16 protein-coding genes are annotated in these 18,772 nt (G+C 73.7%); 6 read left to right on the plus strand and 10 right to left on the minus strand.

Annotated features, from left to right (window positions below):
• Positions 1-94: 94 nt before the first annotated feature.
• Positions 95-556 carry an N-acetyltransferase family protein gene (locus tag ACWCXH_RS22440; protein WP_449803217.1) on the minus strand — a complete coding sequence of 154 codons (462 nt, stop codon included), beginning with the start codon at positions 554-556 and terminating at the stop codon, positions 95-97.
• 89 nt (positions 557-645) lie between these two features.
• On the minus strand, positions 646-1,437 hold the full coding sequence (locus ACWCXH_RS22445) for a VOC family protein (protein WP_449803218.1): 792 nt from the start codon (positions 1,435-1,437) through the stop codon (positions 646-648).
• A 217-nt stretch (positions 1,438-1,654) separates the two neighbouring features.
• Here ACWCXH_RS22445 and recD2 point away from each other — a divergent pair, with 217 nt between their 5' ends.
• From recD2 to ACWCXH_RS22460, 3 genes are all read left to right on the plus strand, one after another.
• Complete coding sequence (gene recD2, locus ACWCXH_RS22450; RefSeq protein ID WP_449803219.1) at positions 1,655-3,892, plus strand: SF1B family DNA helicase RecD2; 2,238 nt, start codon at positions 1,655-1,657, stop codon at positions 3,890-3,892.
• Positions 3,893-4,115: 223 nt separating this feature from the next.
• Positions 4,116-5,405, plus strand: a complete 1,290-nt coding sequence (locus tag ACWCXH_RS22455) for a citrate synthase (RefSeq protein ID WP_449803220.1) — start codon at positions 4,116-4,118, stop codon at positions 5,403-5,405.
• A 531-nt stretch (positions 5,406-5,936) separates the two neighbouring features.
• Entirely contained in the window at positions 5,937-6,656 is a 720-nt protein-coding gene (locus tag ACWCXH_RS22460; RefSeq protein WP_449803221.1) for an SDR family NAD(P)-dependent oxidoreductase, read from the plus strand.
• Between the two features lie 96 nt (positions 6,657-6,752).
• Here ACWCXH_RS22460 and ACWCXH_RS22465 read toward each other — a convergent pair whose 3' ends face one another.
• The 3 genes from ACWCXH_RS22465 to ACWCXH_RS22475 form a co-directional block, all read right to left on the minus strand.
• Positions 6,753-9,119, minus strand: a complete 2,367-nt coding sequence (locus ACWCXH_RS22465) for a heavy metal translocating P-type ATPase (RefSeq protein WP_449803222.1) — start codon at positions 9,117-9,119, stop codon at positions 6,753-6,755.
• A gap of 138 nt (positions 9,120-9,257) precedes the next feature.
• Positions 9,258-9,476 carry a heavy-metal-associated domain-containing protein gene (locus ACWCXH_RS22470; protein ID WP_449803223.1) on the minus strand — a complete coding sequence of 73 codons (219 nt, stop codon included), beginning with the start codon at positions 9,474-9,476 and terminating at the stop codon, positions 9,258-9,260.
• Between the two features lie 127 nt (positions 9,477-9,603).
• Positions 9,604-9,792, minus strand: coding sequence for a hypothetical protein (locus tag ACWCXH_RS22475; protein ID WP_449803224.1), 189 nt, complete (start codon positions 9,790-9,792; stop codon positions 9,604-9,606).
• Between the two features lie 161 nt (positions 9,793-9,953).
• Here ACWCXH_RS22475 and ACWCXH_RS22480 point away from each other — a divergent pair, with 161 nt between their 5' ends.
• Positions 9,954-10,343: a hypothetical protein gene (locus tag ACWCXH_RS22480; RefSeq protein WP_449803225.1), complete on the plus strand. Its 390-nt coding sequence runs from the start codon at positions 9,954-9,956 to the stop codon at positions 10,341-10,343.
• Here ACWCXH_RS22480 and dhaL read toward each other — a convergent pair.
• Together dhaL and dhaK are read right to left on the minus strand one after the other, a co-directional pair.
• Positions 10,340-10,966: a dihydroxyacetone kinase subunit DhaL gene (gene dhaL / locus ACWCXH_RS22485; RefSeq protein ID WP_449803226.1), complete on the minus strand. Its 627-nt coding sequence runs from the start codon at positions 10,964-10,966 to the stop codon at positions 10,340-10,342. The genes ACWCXH_RS22480 and dhaL overlap by 4 nt on opposite strands.
• A gap of 14 nt (positions 10,967-10,980) precedes the next feature.
• Positions 10,981-11,964 carry a dihydroxyacetone kinase subunit DhaK gene (gene dhaK / locus ACWCXH_RS22490; RefSeq protein WP_449803227.1) on the minus strand — a complete coding sequence of 328 codons (984 nt, stop codon included), beginning with the start codon at positions 11,962-11,964 and terminating at the stop codon, positions 10,981-10,983.
• Positions 11,965-12,135: 171 nt separating this feature from the next.
• Between dhaK and dhaM the strand changes: the two genes are divergently transcribed.
• A complete protein-coding gene (gene dhaM / locus ACWCXH_RS22495) occupies positions 12,136-12,528 on the plus strand; it encodes a dihydroxyacetone kinase phosphoryl donor subunit DhaM (RefSeq protein WP_449803228.1) in 393 nt (130 codons plus the stop codon).
• A gap of 19 nt (positions 12,529-12,547) precedes the next feature.
• On the opposite strand, the gene ACWCXH_RS22500 is transcribed toward dhaM, so the two are convergent.
• Positions 12,548-14,278: a bifunctional 3'-5' exonuclease/DNA polymerase gene (locus tag ACWCXH_RS22500; RefSeq protein WP_449803229.1), complete on the minus strand. Its 1,731-nt coding sequence runs from the start codon at positions 14,276-14,278 to the stop codon at positions 12,548-12,550.
• Positions 14,279-14,461: 183 nt separating this feature from the next.
• On the opposite strand from ACWCXH_RS22500, the gene ACWCXH_RS22505 reads away from it, so the two are divergent.
• A complete protein-coding gene (locus tag ACWCXH_RS22505; protein WP_449803230.1) occupies positions 14,462-16,486 on the plus strand; it encodes a M3 family metallopeptidase in 2,025 nt (674 codons plus the stop codon).
• Between the two features lie 48 nt (positions 16,487-16,534).
• Here the strand turns inward: ACWCXH_RS22505 and ACWCXH_RS22510 are convergent, their stop codons facing one another.
• Both ACWCXH_RS22510 and ACWCXH_RS22515 read right to left on the minus strand, forming a co-directional pair.
• Positions 16,535-18,010, minus strand: a complete 1,476-nt coding sequence (locus ACWCXH_RS22510) for a cellulase family glycosylhydrolase (RefSeq protein WP_449803231.1) — start codon at positions 18,008-18,010, stop codon at positions 16,535-16,537.
• 65 nt (positions 18,011-18,075) lie between these two features.
• Positions 18,076-18,714, minus strand: a complete 639-nt coding sequence (locus ACWCXH_RS22515; RefSeq protein WP_449803232.1) for a TetR family transcriptional regulator — start codon at positions 18,712-18,714, stop codon at positions 18,076-18,078.
• Positions 18,715-18,772: the final 58 nt, after the last annotated feature.

Genomic DNA, 18,772 nt, shown 5'->3' on the forward strand with positions numbered 1-18,772 from the left:
GGACCCTGTGGGAGAGTAGGACGCCGCCGAACAATTCTTCTGAAGAACCCCCATCCGGATTCCGGATGGGGGTTCTTCGCGTTTCCGGACCTTTTCAGAGCCGGTACTTGAAGCCGTAGTGCGACCGCACGAAGCCGAGCCGCTCGTAGAACCGGTGGGCGTCGGTGCGGGTGGCGTCCGAGGTGAGCTGGATGAGGTCGGCGCCGAGTTTGCGCGAGCGCTCGATCGCCCACTCGATCAGCTCGGTGCCGAGGCCGCTCCCGCGTTCGTCGGCATGGATGCGGACGCCCTCGATGATCGCGCGGGTGGAACCCTTCCGGGAGAGGCCCGGGACGAGCGTCAGCTGGAGGGTGCCGACGACCCGGCCGGCGCGCTCGGCGACGACCAGGTGCTGGTGCGGGTCGCCGGCGATGCGGGCGAGGGCGGTGCGGTAGGGGGTGAGGTCGTCGGGGCTCTCGCGCGTCGCGCCCAGCGGGTCGTCGGCGAGCATCGCCACGATCGCCGGCAGATCGTCCTCCGTCACCCGGCGGATCGTCAGAACGGTCGTTTCGGTCATGATCAGAGATTAAGAGGTTCCGTCTCCCGCGCCACCCCCTGTCTACGCCCGTAGCACCCCTTCACGGCCCTTCTCGGGGTGATCCCGCGTCACTCGCCGGGCTTGGCGCTGGTGATGACGGCGAACACGGCTCCGTGCGGGTCCAGCAGCTGGGCGAGCCGGCCCACGCCGTGGACGTCCATGGCGGGGATCCGGACGGTCGCCCCGAGGGTGCTCGCGATGGCGAGGCTCGCGTCGACGTTGGGGACCTCGAAGTAGGGGAGCCAGTGCGAGGCGGTGCCGCGGGCGGTGTGTTCGGGGCCGAGCTGCATGATGCCGCCGTGGGCGTCGTCGGTGCCGCCGCCGGCCGGGGTGAGGACGGTGTAGAGGACCTCGCCCAGCGGGACGTCCTGCTCCTGCCAGCCGAAGACCGTGCGGTAGAAGGACTTCGCGCGTTCGGCGTCGACGCTGTAGCACTCGGTCCAGCAGAGGCTGCCCTCCTCGGTGACCACGTCCAGGCCGCGGGTGTCGTGCGGCTGCCAGACGGCGAAGTCGGCGCCGGTCGGGTCGGTGTAGCCGGCCATCCGGCCCGCCGTGAAGACGTCGAACGGGGCGAACCGGACGCGTCCGCCCGCCTGTTGGACGAGTGCGGTGGTGCGGTCGGCGTCGGGGGTGGCGAAGTACACCGTCCAGCTGGGCAGGGCGCCCTCCTCGACGAGCGGGCCGAGGGCGGCGACCGTCCGGCTGTTGACCTGGAAGAAGCCGTAGCCGCCGGCCTCGGGCCCCGCCGAGTCGAAGGACCAGCCGAACAGGGCGGTGTAGAAGTCCACGGAGGCCTGGGTGTCGGGGCTGCCGAGGTCGAGCCAGACGGGGGCGCCGGGGCGGTAGTCGGTGGTGAGCATGACGGGCTCTGCTCCTCGGACGGGGCCCGTGCGGGCGCGGGTGCGATGGGTGACCCCCCTGTCACTCCCAGCCTGGCACCTGCACCGGTGGGCCGCACGGCAGGCGGGCTGTGACCAGGGCGGACGGAGGCCCTCCACGGGCGGTCCGGAGGTGTCCGACCGGGGCGGTACGGTGCGTAGCGGAAAGGTCCGCCCGTACCGGTCGAAGGGGGTCCCGGTGGCCAGGCAGCCGCAGGCGGGACAGGAACCCGCGCAGCGCCAGCTCGCTCAGGTGGAGGGGGTGCTGGAGCGGATCACGTACGCCAACGAGGACACCGGGTACACGGTGGCCCGGGTGGACACCGGCCGTGGCGGGAACGACCTGCTGACCGTGGTGGGGGCGTTGCTGGGGGCGCAGGTCGGGGAGTCGCTGCGGCTGCACGGGCGGTGGGGTTCGCACCCGCAGTACGGGCGGCAGTTCGTGGTGGAGAACTACACGACGGTGCTGCCGGCCACGATCCAGGGCATCCAGCGGTACCTGGGCTCGGGGTTGATCAAGGGGATCGGCCCGCGGTTCGCGGAGCGGATCGTGGAGCGGTTCGGGGTGGACACCCTGGAGGTGATCGAGAACGAGCCGGGCCGGCTGATCGAGGTGCCGGGGCTGGGGCCGAAGCGGACGAAGAAGATCGCGGCGGCCTGGGAGGAGCAGAAGGCCATCAAGGAGGTGATGGTCTTCCTGCAGGGGGTCGGGGTGTCGACCTCGCTGGCCGTGCGCATCTACAAGCAGTACGGGGACGGTTCGATCGGCGTCGTGAAGAACGAGCCGTACCGGCTGGCCGCGGACGTGTGGGGCATCGGGTTCCTGACGGCGGACCGGATCGCGCAGGCGGTGGGGATCCCGCACGACAGCCCGGAGCGGGTGAAGGCGGGACTGCAGTACGCGCTGTCGCAGAGCAGCGACCAGGGGCACTGCTACCTGCCCGAGGAGCGGCTGATCGCGGACGGCGTGAAGCTGCTCCAGGTGGACGTGGGGCTGGTGATCGACTGCCTGGCCGAGCTGGTGGCGCTGGAGGGGGTGGTGCGGGAGTCGGTGCCGGGGGAGGGCGGCCGGCCGATCACCGCGGTGTACCTGGTGCCGTTCCACCGGGCGGAGGTCTCGCTGGCCAACCAGTTGCTGCGGCTGCTGCGTGCGGACTCGGACCGGATGCCGTGGTTCGCCGGCGTGGACTGGCCGGTGGCGCTGGAGTGGCTGGCGAAGCGGACGGGGGCGGAGCTGGCGCCGGAGCAGGAGCAGGCGGTGCGGCTGGCGCTGACGGAGAGGGTCGCGGTGCTGACGGGTGGCCCGGGCTGCGGCAAGTCGTTCACGGTGAAGTCGATCGTGACGCTGGCGCTGGCGAAGCGGGCGAAGGTCGTGCTGGCGGCGCCGACCGGTCGGGCGGCGAAGCGGCTCGCGGAGCTGACCGGGGCGGAGGCCTCGACGGTGCACCGGCTGCTGGAGCTGAAGCCGGGCGGGGACGCCGCGTACGACCGGGACCGGCCGCTGGACGCGGACCTGGTGGTGGTCGACGAGGCCTCGATGCTGGACCTGATCCTGGCGAACAAGCTGGTCAAGGCGGTGCCGCCGGGGGCGCACCTGCTGTTCGTGGGGGACGTGGACCAGCTGCCGTCGGTGGGGGCGGGGGAGGTGCTGCGGGACATGCTGGCGGACGGCGGGCCGATCCCGTCGGTGCGGCTGACCCGGATCTTCCGGCAGGCGCAGCAGTCGGGCGTGGTGACCAACGCGCACCGGATCAACGAGGGGAAGCCGCCGCTGACGGACGGTCTGCCGGACTTCTTCCTGTTCGCGGAGGACGACGCGGAGCGGGCGGCGGGTCTGACGGTGGACGTGGTGGCGCGGCGCATCCCGCAGAAGTTCGGCTTCGATCCGCGGCGGGACGTCCAGGTGCTGGCGCCGATGCACCGGGGGCCGGCCGGCGCGGGGAACCTGAACACGCTGTTGCAGGCGGCGGTGACGCCGGCCCGGGAGGGGCTGGCGGAGCGGCGGTTCGGCGGGCGGACGTTCCGGGTGGGGGACAAGGTCACGCAGGTCCGCAACAACTACGACAAGGGGCGGAACGGCGTCTTCAACGGCACAGTGGGAGTGGTGACCGCTCTCAGCGTGGACGACCAGCGGTTGACGGTGCTCACCGACGAGGACGAGGAGGTGCCCTACGACTTCGACGAGCTGGACGAGCTGGCCCACGCGTACGCGGTGACGATCCACCGCTCGCAGGGCAGCGAGTATCCGGTGGTGGTGATTCCGGTCACCATGTCCGCCTGGATGATGCTCCAGCGAAACCTCTTGTACACCGCCGTGACCAGGGCGCGGAAACTGGTGGTGCTGGTGGGGTCACGGAAAGCGATCGCGCAGGCCGTTCGGGCCGTCAGTGCAGGTCGGAGGCATGCCGCACTCGATCATCGACTTGCTACTGGATGATTATCCAGCAGGATGGTTGCCTCTAATGTTCTCTTGACGTGAAGAGATTTACGGCAGAGCCTAGGATGGCGTCGATCTTGTCCGGTTCGTACCGGCTGCGGCGGCAGGTTTTGTAGGGGAGGGCCCTTTCGGGCCACCCCGGGTGCGCGACTGTCCTCCAGATGGGGGATGGTAGAGACAGTGGGCACCTTGGAAGAGGATTCATTTCGTCGGTGAGGAAGACGTGAGCGACAACTCGGTAGTACTGCGGTACCAGGACGGCGAGTACGAGTACCCCGTCGTCGAGAGCACTGCGGGCAACGCCGGCTTCGACATCTCGAAGCTGCTCCCGCAGACCGGCCTGGTCACCCTGGACAACGGCTTCGGCAACACCGCCGCCTACAAGTCCGCGATCACCTTCGTGGACGGCGACAACGGCATCCTGCGGTACCGCGGCTACCCGATCGAGCAGCTCGCGGCGCAGGGCGGCTTCATCGAGACCGCGTACCTCCTGATCAACGGCGAGCTGCCCACGGCGGACCAGCTGGCCGAGTTCAACCGCGAGATCACCCAGCACACGCTCCTGCACGAGGACGTCAAGCGGTTCTTCCAGGGCTTCCCGCGGGACGCCCACCCGATGGCCATGCTGTCCTCGGTGGTCGGCGCGCTCTCCACGTTCTACCCGGAGAGCCACAACCCGTTCGACGCGGCCCAGCGCCACCTGTCGACCGTGCGCCTGCTCGCCAAGCTGCCCACCATCGCGGCCTACGCGTACAAGAAGGCGATGGGCCAGCCCTTCGTCTACCCGCGCAACGACCTGAGCTACGTCGAGAACCTCCTCCGGATGACCTTCGCGGTCCCGGCCGAGGACTACGAGCTCAACCCGGTCGTCGTGAACGCGCTGGACAAGCTGCTCATCCTGCACGCGGACCACGAGCAGAACTGCTCCACCTCCACCGTGCGCCTGGTCGGCTCCAGCCACGCCAACCTGTTCGCCTCGATCTCGGCCGGCATCTCGGCGCTCTGGGGCCCGCTGCACGGCGGCGCCAACCAGGCCGTGCTGGAGATGCTGGAGAGCATCCAGAAGGACGGCGGCGACGTCGACGCCTTCATCACGAAGGTCAAGAACCGCGAGGCCGGCGTCAAGCTGATGGGCTTCGGCCACCGCGTCTACAAGGCCTTCGACCCGCGCGCCGCGCAGGTCAAGCTGCTGGCGCACGAGGTCCTCGGCCAGCTGGGCAAGCAGGACCAGCTGCTGGAGATCGCGCTCAAGCTGGAGGAGCACGCCCTCAAGGACGACTTCTTCATCTCGCGCAAGCTCTACCCGAACGTGGACTTCTACACGGGCCTGATCTACCGCGCCATGGGCTTCCCGACCAGCATGTTCACCGTGCTGTTCGCCCTCGGCCGGCTGCCGGGCTGGATCGCCCACTGGCACGAGATGATCAACGACCCGACGAGCCGCATCGGCCGTCCGCGTCAGATCTACACGGGCACCGCGATCCGCGACTACGTCGCCCTCGGCGACCGCTGACGCACAACCCCGAAGGGCCCGGCCGCACGTGTGCGGCCGGGCCCTCGTGTGTCCCTGCGCGGTGGGACCCGTCGGATCCCCCGTGCGCGGACGGGATCGTACGACGCACGACTCCGGGGCCGGCCGCAGCCCGGGACGGCCGCTCAAAGCGTCCCTGGCCCGCCACAACCCCGGCGCCGTGCGCGAAGGCCGTCGAGTCGACGGCCGACCCGGGGCCCGCCGGAGCCCCGTCGGCGGCACTGGAGGTGCGGGGACGCGTTGCCGTTCGTCGCGTCTCCGTCCCTCGGAAAACTGCCGCACTACCAACCTAAGACGTATCAGGGTGCGAGAAGTTACGCCCGAGGGGTGTGAGCTGCCTCTCGCCACGCTCTGTGTGCGCGTGGTGCCGGGCCCATATCACACGTTCCGGCGTGGGCGACGTCACCCTCCCCGCAGTCACGGCAACCGAGCGTGATAGGAATCGTGGCATTCCGGTACGGACCGCCCCGCACCCTCGCAGCGTGGCGGCGGAACTGGGGAGGGAGTGCGCAGATGGCCAGGAACGTCGTAGTCACCGGCGGTGGCACGGGAATCGGGTTCGAAGTGGCGCGGCGGTTCGCCGAGGCGGGCGAACGGGTCGTGATCGTCGGCCGCCGCCGGGAGGTGCTGGAGAAGTCCGCGGCCGGGCTCGGGCCCAACGTCACCCCGCTGGTCTGTGACCTCGCCGACCCGGACGCCGTCGAGGCCGCGCTCGCCGAACTGCCCGAGCGGATCGACGTGCTGGTGAACAACGCCGGCAGCCGCGAGACCGTGATCGGCGGCGGCCCGCACGCGCTGCTGGCCCGTTGGCGCGGGGACTTCGAGCGCAACGTGCTGACCGTCGTGCTGCTCACCGAGTCGATCCGGGACCGGCTCACCCCGGGCTCCGGCCGGGTCGTCACGGTCAGCTCGATCGCCGCCCTGCGCGGGGCCGGCTCCTACGGTGCGGCGAAGGCCTCGCTGCACGCCTGGAACCACTTCCTGGCCGCCCAGTTGGGCACCTCGGGCATCACCGCGAACATCATCGCCCCGGGCACGGTGGCGGGCACCGAGTTCTTCGGGCCGCGGCTGGACGAGGCCGAGGTGGCCCGTCGGGCGGCGCGCACGCTGCTCGGCCGGATCGGGGAGACGGGGGAGGTCGCGGGGGCCGTGTACTTCCTCGCCTCGCCCGAGGCCGGGTTCATCACCGGCGAGATCCTGCACTGCAACGGCGGTGAGCTGCTCGGGCGTTGAGCCCGTACGGCCGTGGGCCCGGACCGCGACGAGCGGTTCGGGCCCACGGCCGTCTCGGGGCCGTCAGGCGGCCGGCGGACGGCTGTCAGGCGGCTGTCAGGCCGCCTTGAAATGGCGCAGCCGGAGGCTGTTGGTGACGACGAAGACCGAGGAGAAGGCCATCGCGGCGCCCGCGATCATCGGGCTGAGCAGTCCGGCGGCGGCCAGCGGGATCGCGGCCACGTTGTAGCCGAAGGCCCAGAACAGGTTGCCCCGGATGGTGCCCAGGGTCCGCCGGGAGAGCCGGATGGCGTCGGCCGCGGAGCGCAGATCGCCGCGGACCAGGGTGAGGTCGCTCGCCTCGATGGCGGCGTCGGTGCCGGTGCCCATCGCGAGGCCGAGGTCCGCGCGGGCGAGCGCGGCGGCGTCGTTGACCCCGTCGCCGACCATGGCGACCGAGCGGCCCTCGGCCTGGAGGCGCTCGACGGTGGCGACCTTGTCCTCGGGCAGCACCTCGGCGATCACGTCCGCGGGGGCGATGCCGACCTCGGCGGCGACCGCCTCGGCCACGGCCCGGTTGTCGCCGGTGAGCAGCACCGGGCGCAGGCCCAGGGCGCGCAGCTCGGCGACGGCCTCGGCGCTGGTCGGCCTGACCGCGTCGGCGACCTCCAGGACGGCCCGTGCGGCGCCGTCCCAGCCGACCGCGATCGCGCTCCGGCCGGCGGCCTCGGCGGTCCGCTTGGCCTCGGCGAGGCGCTCGGGCAGGAGCTGGGAGCGGTCCGCGAGGAGCGCCTCGCGGCCGGCGACCACGGTGTGGCCGGCCACGACGCCCTGGACGCCGAGGCCCGGGACGTTCTCGAAGCCCTCGACGGGCGGCAGTTCGCCCGTCCGCTCGGCCGCGGCGGCGGCGATGGCAGCGGCGATCGGGTGCTCGGAGGCGTGCTCGACGGCGCCGGCCAGGCGCAGCGCCTCGGTCTCGGTGACGCCGTCGGCGGTGTGCACCGCGAGCAGGGTCATCCGGCCGGTGGTGACGGTGCCGGTCTTGTCGAGGACGATGGTGTCGACCCGGCGGGTCGTCTCCAGCACTTCCGGGCCCTTGATCAGGATGCCGAGCTGGGCGCCGCGGCCGGTGCCGACCATGAGGGCGGTCGGGGTGGCGAGGCCGAGGGCGCACGGGCAGGCGATGATCAGCACGGCGACGGCGGCCGTGAACGCCGCGGTGGGGCTGTCGGTGGCGAGGAGCCGGCCGACCAGGGTGGTGAGCGCGATCAGGACGACGACCGGGACGAAGACGGCGGAGATCCGGTCGGCGAGGCGCTGGGCGGCGGCCTTGCCGTTCTGCGCCTCCTCCACCAGCTTGGCCATCCGGGAGAGCTGGGTGTCCGCGCCGACCCGGGTCGCCTCGACCACGAGCCGGCCGCCCGCGTTGACGGTGGCGCCCGTGACGGCGTCGCCGACGGAGACCTCGACCGGGACGGACTCGCCGGTGAGCATCGACGCGTCCACGGCCGACGCGCCCTCGACCACCACGCCGTCGGTGGCGATCTTCTCCCCGGGACGGACCACGAACCGGGTGCCGACGGCGAGTTCGGCGATCGGGAGGCGCACCTCGTGCCCGCCCGCCCTCCCCCGGCCTTCGGCCGGGGGTACCCCCGGCTCACCACCACCCTTGCCCGAGGGCGATTCGCGCCCGCCCCCTTCGACGAGCACCGACACGTCCTTGGCACCGAGGTCCAGCAGGGCGTGCAGGGCGGCCCCGGCCCGGCGCTTGGAGCGGGCCTCCAGGTGGCGGCCGAGCAGGATCAGCACGGTGACGGCGGCGGCCGTCTCCAGGTACAGGGTGGACGAGGCGTCGGTGTCGCCGATCGACAGCGAGAACTCGTGCCGCATCCCCGGCATCCCGGCGTGGCCCCAGAACAGCGCCCAGAACGACCAGCCGAAGGCGGCCAGGGTGCCGAGCGAGACCAGGGTGTCCATGGTCGCGGCGCCGTGCTTGAGGTTCGTCCAGGCGGCTCGGTGGAACGGCAGGCCGCCGTACACGACGACCGGGCCGGTCAGGGCGAAGGCCAGCCACTGCCAGTTGGTGAACTGCAGGGCGGGGACCATCGACAGCATCACCACGGGGATGCTGAGGACGGTGCCGATCAGCAACCGGTCGAGCAGGGGGTCGGCGGGCTGCTCGGGCGCGGCGGTGGCGTCGGCCGGCCAGGGGGCGGGGGCGGCCGGGGGCGGCGGGAGCTCGGCGGAGTAGCCGGTGCGCTCCACGGTGGCGATCAGGTCCTCGACCGAGACGCCGGGGCCGTAGTCGACCCGGGCCTTCTCGGTGGCGAAGTTGACGGTGGCCTCGACGCCGTCCATCCGGTTGAGCTTCTTCTCGATCCGGGCCGCGCAGGAGGCGCAGGTCATCCCGCCGATCGAGAGCTCGACCCGGTCCGGTTCCCCGGTACCGGTCGCGCCCTCCATCCCGGGTGCGGTGGTGCTCATGCACCCACCTCGCCGCGCTCGGCAGGCACTTCGCGCGACGCGCACCTCTCGTTGATGAGCTCGCTGCGCTTGCTCATGCTCAGCTCCTCAGAAGACGGATGGCGGGCCCGCCGCCCGGGCCCGTCGTGCCGGACGGACTCAGGCGCTGCGGCCGACCAGCTCGTAGCCGGCCTCGTCGACGGCGGCGCGGACCTGCTCGTCGTCCAACGGGGCGGCAGAGGAGACGGTCACGGTGCCGGCCTTGGCATCGGCGGCCACCTCGGTGACACCGGCCAGGGAGGAGAGCTCCTCGCTGATCGCGTTCTCGCAGTGGCCGCAGCTCATGCCGGTCACGGTGTAGGTGATGGTGCTGGACATCCGGGCCTCCGGGAAATCGTGTGCGGCCCCGGGCGGCGCCCGGGTTCCTGGTCTGGTGACACCATACCCCTCCAGGGTATCTCCCGGAGGGGTGTGGTGACGCGGATCGCATGGCCGTCCGGGCGGCTCACGCCGGGGCGGACGGGAACTGGGCCGGGATCGGCGCCGCTCGTTCCGGGCGGACCGGCATCCTCGGCCACAGCAGTCCACCCAAGGAGATCACGGCCGGGCCCGCGACCCGCAGCCGGTGCAGCGACTGCGGGTCGCGGGCCCGGCCGGGGGTGGAGAAGCGCGAGGTGTTGCGGTATCCGGACACCGGTCATGACCTTGATCTGTGCGGCTGCCTTGGTCGTACTGTATGACAAATAGGGCATTTCGGTGTGCTTCGGCCGAGTCCCCGGCGGGTCGGCGGGGGTGGTGGGCCGAGCCGGGGTGGGCGGGTGGGTGGCTGTCTTGATCGTCCGTTATGTTCGATATGTGTTCCCGATCCGCCGCTCCCAGTCGCCCGCGGCCCCCACCGCCGCCGGGCTGCCGTCGGACCGGCAGCGCGATGCCCTGCTGGCCACGGACCTCCAGGACGTCCCGCTCTGGCGGCGGGCCACCCCCGCGTTCGCCGCGATCGTCGTCGTCGGGCTGGCCGACCTGCTCTCCGGCAAGGAGCGCTACCTCGCGCCGCTGATGACCGTCGTCCCGGTGATCGCCGCGCTCACGCTGAAGCCGGGCGAGCTGCTGGTCGGACGGACGGGTGAGGGCGCGGGGGCGCTTGGGGACGAGGTGACGGGGGAGCCTTCCGATGCGCGCAGCTCCCCGCGCCCCTTTCGGGGCCGGGGAACTGCGCGAGGTAGGGAGCGGTGGCCCTGGCCCTAACCGGCCGTGACGTCGGCCAGGGCGCGGAAGATGAGGGCCGTGGAGGTGGCGCCCGGGTCCTGGTGGCCCTTGCTGCGTTCGCCGAGGTAGGAGGCGCGGCCCTTGCGGGCTTGGAGGGGGATGGTGTCGGTGGCGCCCTGTTCGGCGGCGTCGGCTGCTGCTGCGGCGGCCTCGGGGAGGGTGATGCCCGCAGCGGCGGAGGTGTGGAAGGCGGCCACGGCCGGGGTGTAGGCGTCGACGATGGTCTTGTCGCCGGGTTCCGCCTTGCCGAGGGCGCGGACGGCGTCGAGGCCGGCCGCGAGGGCCTCGGCGAGGGCGGCCGGGCCCGCGGGCCCGGGCAGGGCGGCGCCGATCGCGCGGAAGGCCTTGCCGTAGAGGGGGCCGGAGGCGCCGCCGACCTTGGAGATCAGCGTGGTGCCGGTCTTGGTGAGCACCGCGCCGGGGCCGGCCGGCCGGAGGCCGTCGAGCGCGGCGAGGGCGGCGGCGAATCCGCGCTGGAGGTTGCTGCCGTGGTCGCCGTCGCCGATCGCGGAGTCCAGTTCGGTGAGCCGGCCCTGCTCCTTCTCGACGGCGGCGGCGACCGCGCGGATCCAGGCCTCGGCCAGCGGGGTGTCGAAGTCCACGTGTGTCTCCTCGCTCAGGCCCGCTTGAGGGCGGGGGTGTCGACCGGGGCGTCCCAGAGTTCCAGCAGCTGTCCGTCGGCCTTGGTGAGGGTGAGCGAGAAGCCCGCCATGTCGAGGCTGGTGACGTAGTTGCCGACGAGGCTGCGGGCCACCGTGATGCCGCGCTCGGCGAGCCGGGCGGCGACCTCGCCGTAGACGACGTACAGCTCCAGCAGGGGCGTGCCGCCGAGGCCGCCCAGCAGGGCGATGACCTCGTCGCCCGGGGTGAGGTGGTGGTCGGCGAGGATCGTCCGGACCACCTCGGCGGCCAGGTCGCGGGCCGGGCGCAGCTTCTCGCGGCGGCGGCCGGGTTCGCCGTGGATGCCGACGCCGACCTCGATCTCGTCCTCGGGAAGGTCGAAGCCGGGCTTGCCGACGGCCGGGACGGTCGCGGCGGTGAGCGCGATCGCGAAGGAGCGGGAGGCGGCGTTGACGCGCTCGCCGAGCGCGGCGACGTCGTCGAGCGGGGCGCCGCGTTCGGCCAGGGCGCCGGCGGTCTTCTCGACGATGACGGTCGCGCCGGTGCCGCGGCGGCCGGCCGTCCACGTGGAGTCCTCGACCGCGACGTCGTCGTTGACCAGGACGGTGCGGACCTCGACGCCCTCCTCGGCGGCGAGCTCGAAGTTCATGACGTCGCCGGTGTAGTTCTTGACGACGAAGACGACGCCCGCGCCGGAGTCGACGGCCTTGGCGGCGGCGAGCATCTGGTCGGGCACCGGGGAGGTGAACACCTCGCCGGGACAGGCGGCGTCGAGCATGCCGGGGCCGACGAAGCCGGCGTGCAGCGGTTCGTGGCCGGAGCCGCCGCCGGAGATCAGCGCGACCTTCGGCGCGCCGGGGCGACCGGCCCGGGTGACCACCCGGTTCGGGATGTCCACCGTCAACTCGGGGTGGGCGGCGGCGAATCCGGCCAGCGCGTCCTCCAGGACGCTCTCCGGGGTGTTGATCAGCTTCTTCAACGCTCTTCGCTCCCTTGGTCAGGACGCTGGTGAGGGCGCCTGGTGAGGCCGTCACCGCCGTGGACGCTGCTGCCCCGACGCTACGCCGGACGGGGGTGGTCGGCACGGGGTGCGACACGCGCGATCCCCGTCACCTCCCGGAGCAGCGGGCCGGGTCGTAGGGTCGGGGGCATGACCGAACACGTGGGTGTCGTCCTGGTCTCGCACAGTGCCCGACTCGCCGCCGGGCTGCGGGAGCTGCTCGGGGAACTGGCCCCGGACGGGGTGCGGGTGGCGGTCGCGGCCGGGACGGAGGACGGCGGGCTCGGCACGAGCTACGACCTGATCGCGCGGGCGATCGGCGAGGCGGACGGCGGTGCGGGCGTCGTCGTGCTGCCCGACCTCGGCAGCTCGGTGCTGACCGCCGTGACCGTGCTGGAGGACGATCCGCGCCCGGGCGTGCGGCTGGTGGACGCGCCGTTCGTGGAGGGCGCGGTGGCCGCCGTGGTGACCGCCTCGACCGGGGCGGGGCTGGCCGAGGTGGTCGCGGCGGCCGAGGAGGCGCGCGCCTTCCGCAAGCTGTAGCGGCTGCTCGGCGGGGCGGTCATTTGGCGTCGGCGTAGCAGTCGACGACGGCGGTGGTGAGCGGGAAGCGGACCGGGGTGTCGCCGAACACCAGCAGCCGGGCCTCGTCGGCGGCCTCGGCGACGGCGGCGGCGACCTCGTCGGCGAGGTTGGCCGGGGTGTGCACGACGACTTCGTCGTGCTGGAAGAACACCAGGTGCGGGCGGTCCGCTGGGACGGCCGCGGGCAGGGCGTTCAGCCGCCGGCGCAGCGCCGCGAGCAGGGCGAGGGCCCAGTCGGCGGCGCTGGCCTGGATGACGAAGTTGCGGGTGAAGCGGCCGCGGGCGCGGGCCCGGCGGCCGCCGGCCTCGCCAGCGGTGTCGGGCGCCTCGGTGAGGTCGAGGAAGTCGGCGGAGGCGGGCGGGCAGACCCGGCCGAGCCGGGAGGCGACCACGCCGCCGTCCTCGCCGGTGCGGGCGGCGGCCTCGACGTAGCCCATCGCGGCGGGGTAGCGGTGGCGCAGGGTGGTGAGCAGCGGGCCGATGTCGCCGCTGGTCTGCCCGTACATGGCGCCGAGCAGGCCGAGCTTGGCCTTGTCGCGGTCGCCGCGGAAGGCGCTGGCGGCGAGGGCCTCGTAGAGGTCGCCGCCGGCGGCGGTGCGGGCGAGGCCGGCGTCCTGGGAGAGCGCGGCGAGCACCCGCGGTTCCAGCTGTGCGGCGTCGGCGACGACGAGCAGCCAGCCCGGGTCGGCGACGACGGCGCGGCGCAGGATGCGCGGGATCTGCAGGGCGCCGCCGCCGCGGCTGGCCCAGCGGCCGGAGACCACGCCGCCGACCACGTACTCGGGCCGGAACCGGCCGCCGCGGGCCCAGGCGTCCTGCCAGGCCCAGCCGTGGGCGGCGTGGATCCGGGACAGCTCCTTGTAGCGGATGAGCAGCCGGGCGGCCGGGTGGTCGACGTCCTTGAGCTCCCAGGAGCGGGTGGAGCCCAGGTGGATGCCCTGGTCGGCGAAGGCGCGCAGCACCTGGGTGTGCGAGTCGGGGTTGAACGGGCGCCCGCCGAGGGCCTGCTGGAGTTCGGCGGCGAGGTCGGCGAGCAGCTTGGGCTGGGTGCCGGGGACGGTCGGGCGGGGGCCGAGCAGCTCGGTCAGCAGGTGGTCGTGGACGTCGGCGCGCCAGGGCAGTCCGTCGTGGGTCATCTCGGCGGCGACCAGGGCGCCGGCGGACTCGGCGGCGACCAGCAGGCGGAACCGGTGGCGGGCGGCCGGGTCGGCGATCGCGGCGAGCCGGCGTTGCTGCTCGGCGTGGACGGCGACGACCGCGGCCAGCGGGTCGGCGCCGGGCGGCAGTTGGAGCCGGTCGGGGGCGAAGAGGGTGTCCTGTCCGTCGTCGGACTCGGCCGAGCCCGGCTCCGGGAGGTCGTCCGGTACGGGCAGGCCGCGCAGCCGGGACCAGGCGGCGCCGAGCGAGCGGGGCGCGCCGAAGCGGCCCTCGTGCGCGAGCAGGAGGGCCTCGACGAGCCGCAGGTCGTGGCAGCGGCCGAGCCGGTCGGGCAGCCGGGGCAGCAGCGGGGCGTAGGCGCTGTCGGCGGCGGCCCAGACCCATCGGGGCCCCGGCTGACGAGCGCCTCCGGCGGCCTCCCGGGCGGCGACCGCGGCGGCGAGGTCGGGGACCGGTTCGGGCGGGCCGAGCGGCGCGCCGGCGTCGTCGAGCGGCTGGAGCCGGCCGCCGGGGCCGTGCGGGTCGGGGACCAGGGCGGTTCTGGGGGCCACGGGGGCTCCTCCTCTCGGTGCGCGGGCTGGTGTGCGGGTTCGGGTGCTCGTGTGCGGATCCGTGAGGGTCCGCGAGGGTCCGCGAGGGTCCGGGGTCGACGGTAGCCGGTGGGTCCGACAACGGGGGACGACGCGGCAAGGGACGCGTAGGCAGCGCGGGGGACACGGCGTATGGTCCGTGAAATGACCGAGAACCCGTTCTTCAAGCCCAGCACCCTGGTCTTCGAACTGCCTCCCTTCGCCGAGATCCGGGACGAGCACTACCTGCCCGCCTACGAGCACGGGATGGCCGGGCAGCTGGCCGAGATCGCCGCGATCACGGCCGATCCGCAGCCGCCGACCTTCGCCAACACGCTGGTGGCCCTGGAGCGTTCCGGCGAGGTGCTGCGCCGGGTGGACGCGGTCTTCCGCAACCAGGTGGCCTCGGACACCAGCGACCTGGTCGACGAGGTGGACGCCAAGGTGAGCCCGCTGCTGGCCGCGCACCACGACGCGATCCACCTGGACCGCGCCCTGTTCGCCCGGATCGAGGAGCTGTACGGGCGCCGCGCCGAGCTGGGCCTGGACCCGGAGTCGCTGCGGCTGCTGGAGCGCCGGCACACCGCGTTCGTCCGCTCCGGCGCCCGGCTGGGCGCGGCCGAGCAGGAGCGGCTGCGCGAGCTGAACGCCGAACTCGCCGCCCTCGCCACGACGTTCCAGCAGAACGTGAACGCCGCCACCAAGGCCGCCGCGCTGGTCCTGGACTCCGCCGGGGAGCTGGACGGGCTGTCCGCCGACGAGGTCGCCGCGGCCGCGGAGAACGCCCGGGTGCTCGGCCACGACGGGAAGTACGTGCTCAGCCTGCGGAGCACCTCGGGCCAGCCCGAACTGGCACTGCTGACCGACCGGTCGGTGCGCGAGCGCCTTCTCGCCGCCTCGCTCGGCCGGGCCGCGGACGTCAACGGCCCGCTGGCGATCCGGATGGCCGGGCTGCGGGCCGAGCGGGCCCGGCTGCTCGGCCACCCGACCCACGCCGCGTACGTGGTGGCCGACGAGACCGCCGGCTCGGTCGAGGCGGTGGACGGCCTGCTGGCCCGCCTGGTGGAGCCGGCGGTGGCCATCGCCCGCCGGGAGGCCGCCGAGCTGGCCGAGCTGGCCGCGGCCGACGGGATCGAGGAGATCGCCGCGCACGACTGGGCGTACTACTCGGAGAAGGTCAGGCAGGGCTCGTACCGCGTCGACGCGGCCGCGCTGCGCCCGTACTTCGAGCTGGAGCGGGTGCTGCGCGACGGCGTGTTCTTCGCCGCCGGGCTGGCGTACGGGCTGGGCTTCACCGAGCGGCCGGACCTGACGGCCTACCACCCGGACGCCCGGGTCTTCGAGGTGTCCGAGGAGGACGGCACCCCGCTGGGCCTGTTCGTCGGGGACTTCCACGCCCGCGCGTCCAAGCGCGGCGGCGCGTGGATGGACGAGCTGGTGTCGCAGTCCGCGCTGACCGGCCGGCGGGCGGTGGTGATGAACAACCTGAACGTCCCGAAGTCGGCGCCGGGCGAGCCGGTGCTGCTGACCTGGGACGAGGTGCGCATCCTCTTCCACGAGTTCGGGCACGCGCTGCACGGGCTGTTCTCGGACGTGCGCTTCCCGCTGTTCGCGGGCACCGCGGTGCCCCGGGACTTCGTCGAGTTCCCGTCGCAGGTCAACGAGATGTGGATGGTCCGGCCGGAGGTGCTGGCCAACTACGCGCGCCACCACGCGACCGGGGAGCCGCTGCCGGCGGAGCTGGTCGAGCGGATGGCCGCGGCCGAGGGCTTCGGCCAGGGCTTCCGGACGGTGGAGTACCTGGCGGCGACGCTGCTGGACTGGGCCTGGCACACGGTGCCGGAGGGCCGGGAGATCGCCGACGCCGAGGAGTTCGAGGCGCAGGCGCTGGCGGCGGCCGGGATCGCGGTGCCGGCGATCCCGCCGCGCTACCGGTCGGCCTACTTCCAGCACGTCTTCTCGGGCGGCTACAGCGCCGGGTACTACGCGTACATCTGGTCGGAGGTGCTGGACGCCGACACCGCGCGGTGGTTCGGGGAGAACGGCCGCCCGGTGCGGGAGAGCGGCGAGGTGTTCCGGCGCGAGCTGCTGTCGCGCGGGTTCAGCCGGGACCCGCTGGACTCGTTCCGCGCGGTGGTCGGCCGCGCGCCGGAGACCGGGCCGCTGCTGGCGCGCCGGGGGCTGGCCTGATCACCCCGGGGCCCTGATCACCCCGGGGTGGTCACTTCGGGGCCCTCGTCACTTCGAGGTGAGCGCGACCGTCACCGGGGTGCCCGGGCGGGCGTGCGGGAGCCGGATCCGTACTGTTCCCGCGCGCCCGCCCGCGGGCTGCTCGACCTCGACCCGGGCGCCGGCGGGGGAGACGGAGACCTGTGCGCCGCGCGGGAACGCGGCGGGCGGCAGGACGAGTTCGCTGCTGCGCCCGGTGCCGTCCGCGCTCCAGCGGACGGTGCCGCCGCCGGCGTCGGTGTGCACGTCCGTTCCGGCGACGGCCGCCGGGTAGGGGCCGAACGCGGGCCCGTCGCCGGGGGCGGGCCGCCCGGCCGGATCGAGCGCGCAGTAGCCGCCGGTGCCGCGGCACCAGTACCACATCGTCCAGCCCTCGGCGAAGCCGTCCATCGCCGCGACCTGCCGCTGGACGAGCCGGGTGTTGCCCGGGGTGCGGGAGTCGGGCGGCCCCCACTCGCCGACCAGGACGGGCAGTCGGTGGGCGGCCGGGTAGGCGGTGATCGCGGCGGTGTAGTGCTCGACGAAGCCGTCGGACGGGTCCCAGTCGGCGCCGTTCTCGACGGCGGTGTCGTAGAAGTGCGGCGCGTAGCCGAGCCGGGGCGCACCGGGGCGGGGGTCGTCGAAGCCGGGCAGTCGCGTGGGCACGCCCTGGCCGACCAGGACCGTCGGTTCGACGAACAGCCAGGCGCGGCGGTCGACTCGGCGGATCGCGGCGATCAGGCGGCGGTACATGCCGGCGAGCCGGCCCTGTTCGAGGGCGGCGGAGGCGGCGGCGAGGACGGCCGGGTCGGCCGGGTCGCCGTCCACCGGGCCGAACGGCTCGTTGAACAGGTCGTAGCCCAGCAGCGAGTGGTGGCCGCGCAGTTCGCGGGCGAGCCGGGTGTAGAAGTCGGCCTGCCAGGCGCGCAGGTCGGGGTCGTCGTAGAGGTGGCGGAAGGCGGCCTGGACGGCGGGCTGGAAGTAGCCGGCGAACCAGTCGTCCGGGTCGGGGGTGAACGGCAGGCCGTCGTCCCGGGTGGCCCAGCGCGGGATGCCGCGGTCGCCGCCGCCGAACGCCGGCCCGTAGACGTCCTGGTGGAAGTCGACGAGGGCGAGCACGCCGTACCGGTCGGCCCAGCCGAGGAGCCGGTGCAGGCGGCTCAGTTCGGCCGGGTCGAGGCGGCCGCGTTCGGGCTCCAGCCTGTTCCAGGAGACCGCCACGCGGATCAGCGTGAAGCCCTGCGCGGCGAGGGATTTGACGTCCGCCTCGGTGGTCTCGGCGTACTTGTCGAGGTTGAAGCCGCGCAGCCTGAGGTGGCGGCCGTGGGCGTCGGTGAGCGCGGTGCGGCCGTCCGGGCCGGTGGCGGTGCCGGTCGGGAAACGGGCCGCCGGGGCCGCCGGGACATCATGGGCCTCATGGGCCTCATGGGCCGAGGCGCCGGGGGCGTCGGCCAGGGCGGCGGTGGTGGCGAGCAGGATGGCAACGGCGGTGCGGCGCAGGCGCATTCGGACCTCGCACGGCGGTGGGTGGGGCCCGATGATGCCCGCGGCGCCGTGGGCGGCACAAGGGGTCAGACGGCGCCGTTCGCCCCGGCCGGTCCGGCGGGCGTGGTCGGCAGGGCGGCGGTCGGCAGGTCCGCGGCGGCGGCGAGGCGGCCCCACAGCAGGTCGGCGAGGGCCTGGACCATGCGGGTGCGCGAGCACGGCCTGGACTCCAGCCACCAGTCGCCGGCCGCCAGCACCATGCCGGTGATGCCCCGGCCCCAGGCCTCGGCGAGCAGGTCGCGGTCGGCGCCGAGGTCGACCTGGCTCTGCACGGCCCGGGTGATCTCCTCGGCGATCTGCCGCAGCGCGGGGGCGAGCGCGTTGCCCGCGCCGGTCGGGTCGCCGGGTTCGGGGTGGGTGAGCAGCCGGTAGACCTGCGGGCGGGCCTCGATGCCGGCCAGGTAGGTGTCCAGCACGTGCTCGACCCGGTCGCGGCGCTCCAGCGGCTCGGCGAGCGCGGCCCGGACGGCGGCCAGCAGGCCGCTGGTGTGACGCTCGGTCAGGGCCCGGATCAGGCCGTTCCGGTCGCCGAAGTGCCGGTAGAGGATGGGCTTGGTGATGCCGGCCTCGGCGGCGATGGCGTTCATGCTCGCGCCCGGGCCCTCCCGCTGGACGACCCGGTCGGCGGCGTTGAGCAGCTGCTCGCGGCGGGGCTCTCGGGACATGCGCTGCTCCTCGGATACGGGGGTGGGCTGGGCGTCCGCGCCCGCCCTGGGCGTTGAC

The organism is Kitasatospora sp. NPDC001660, from assembly GCF_053596725.1.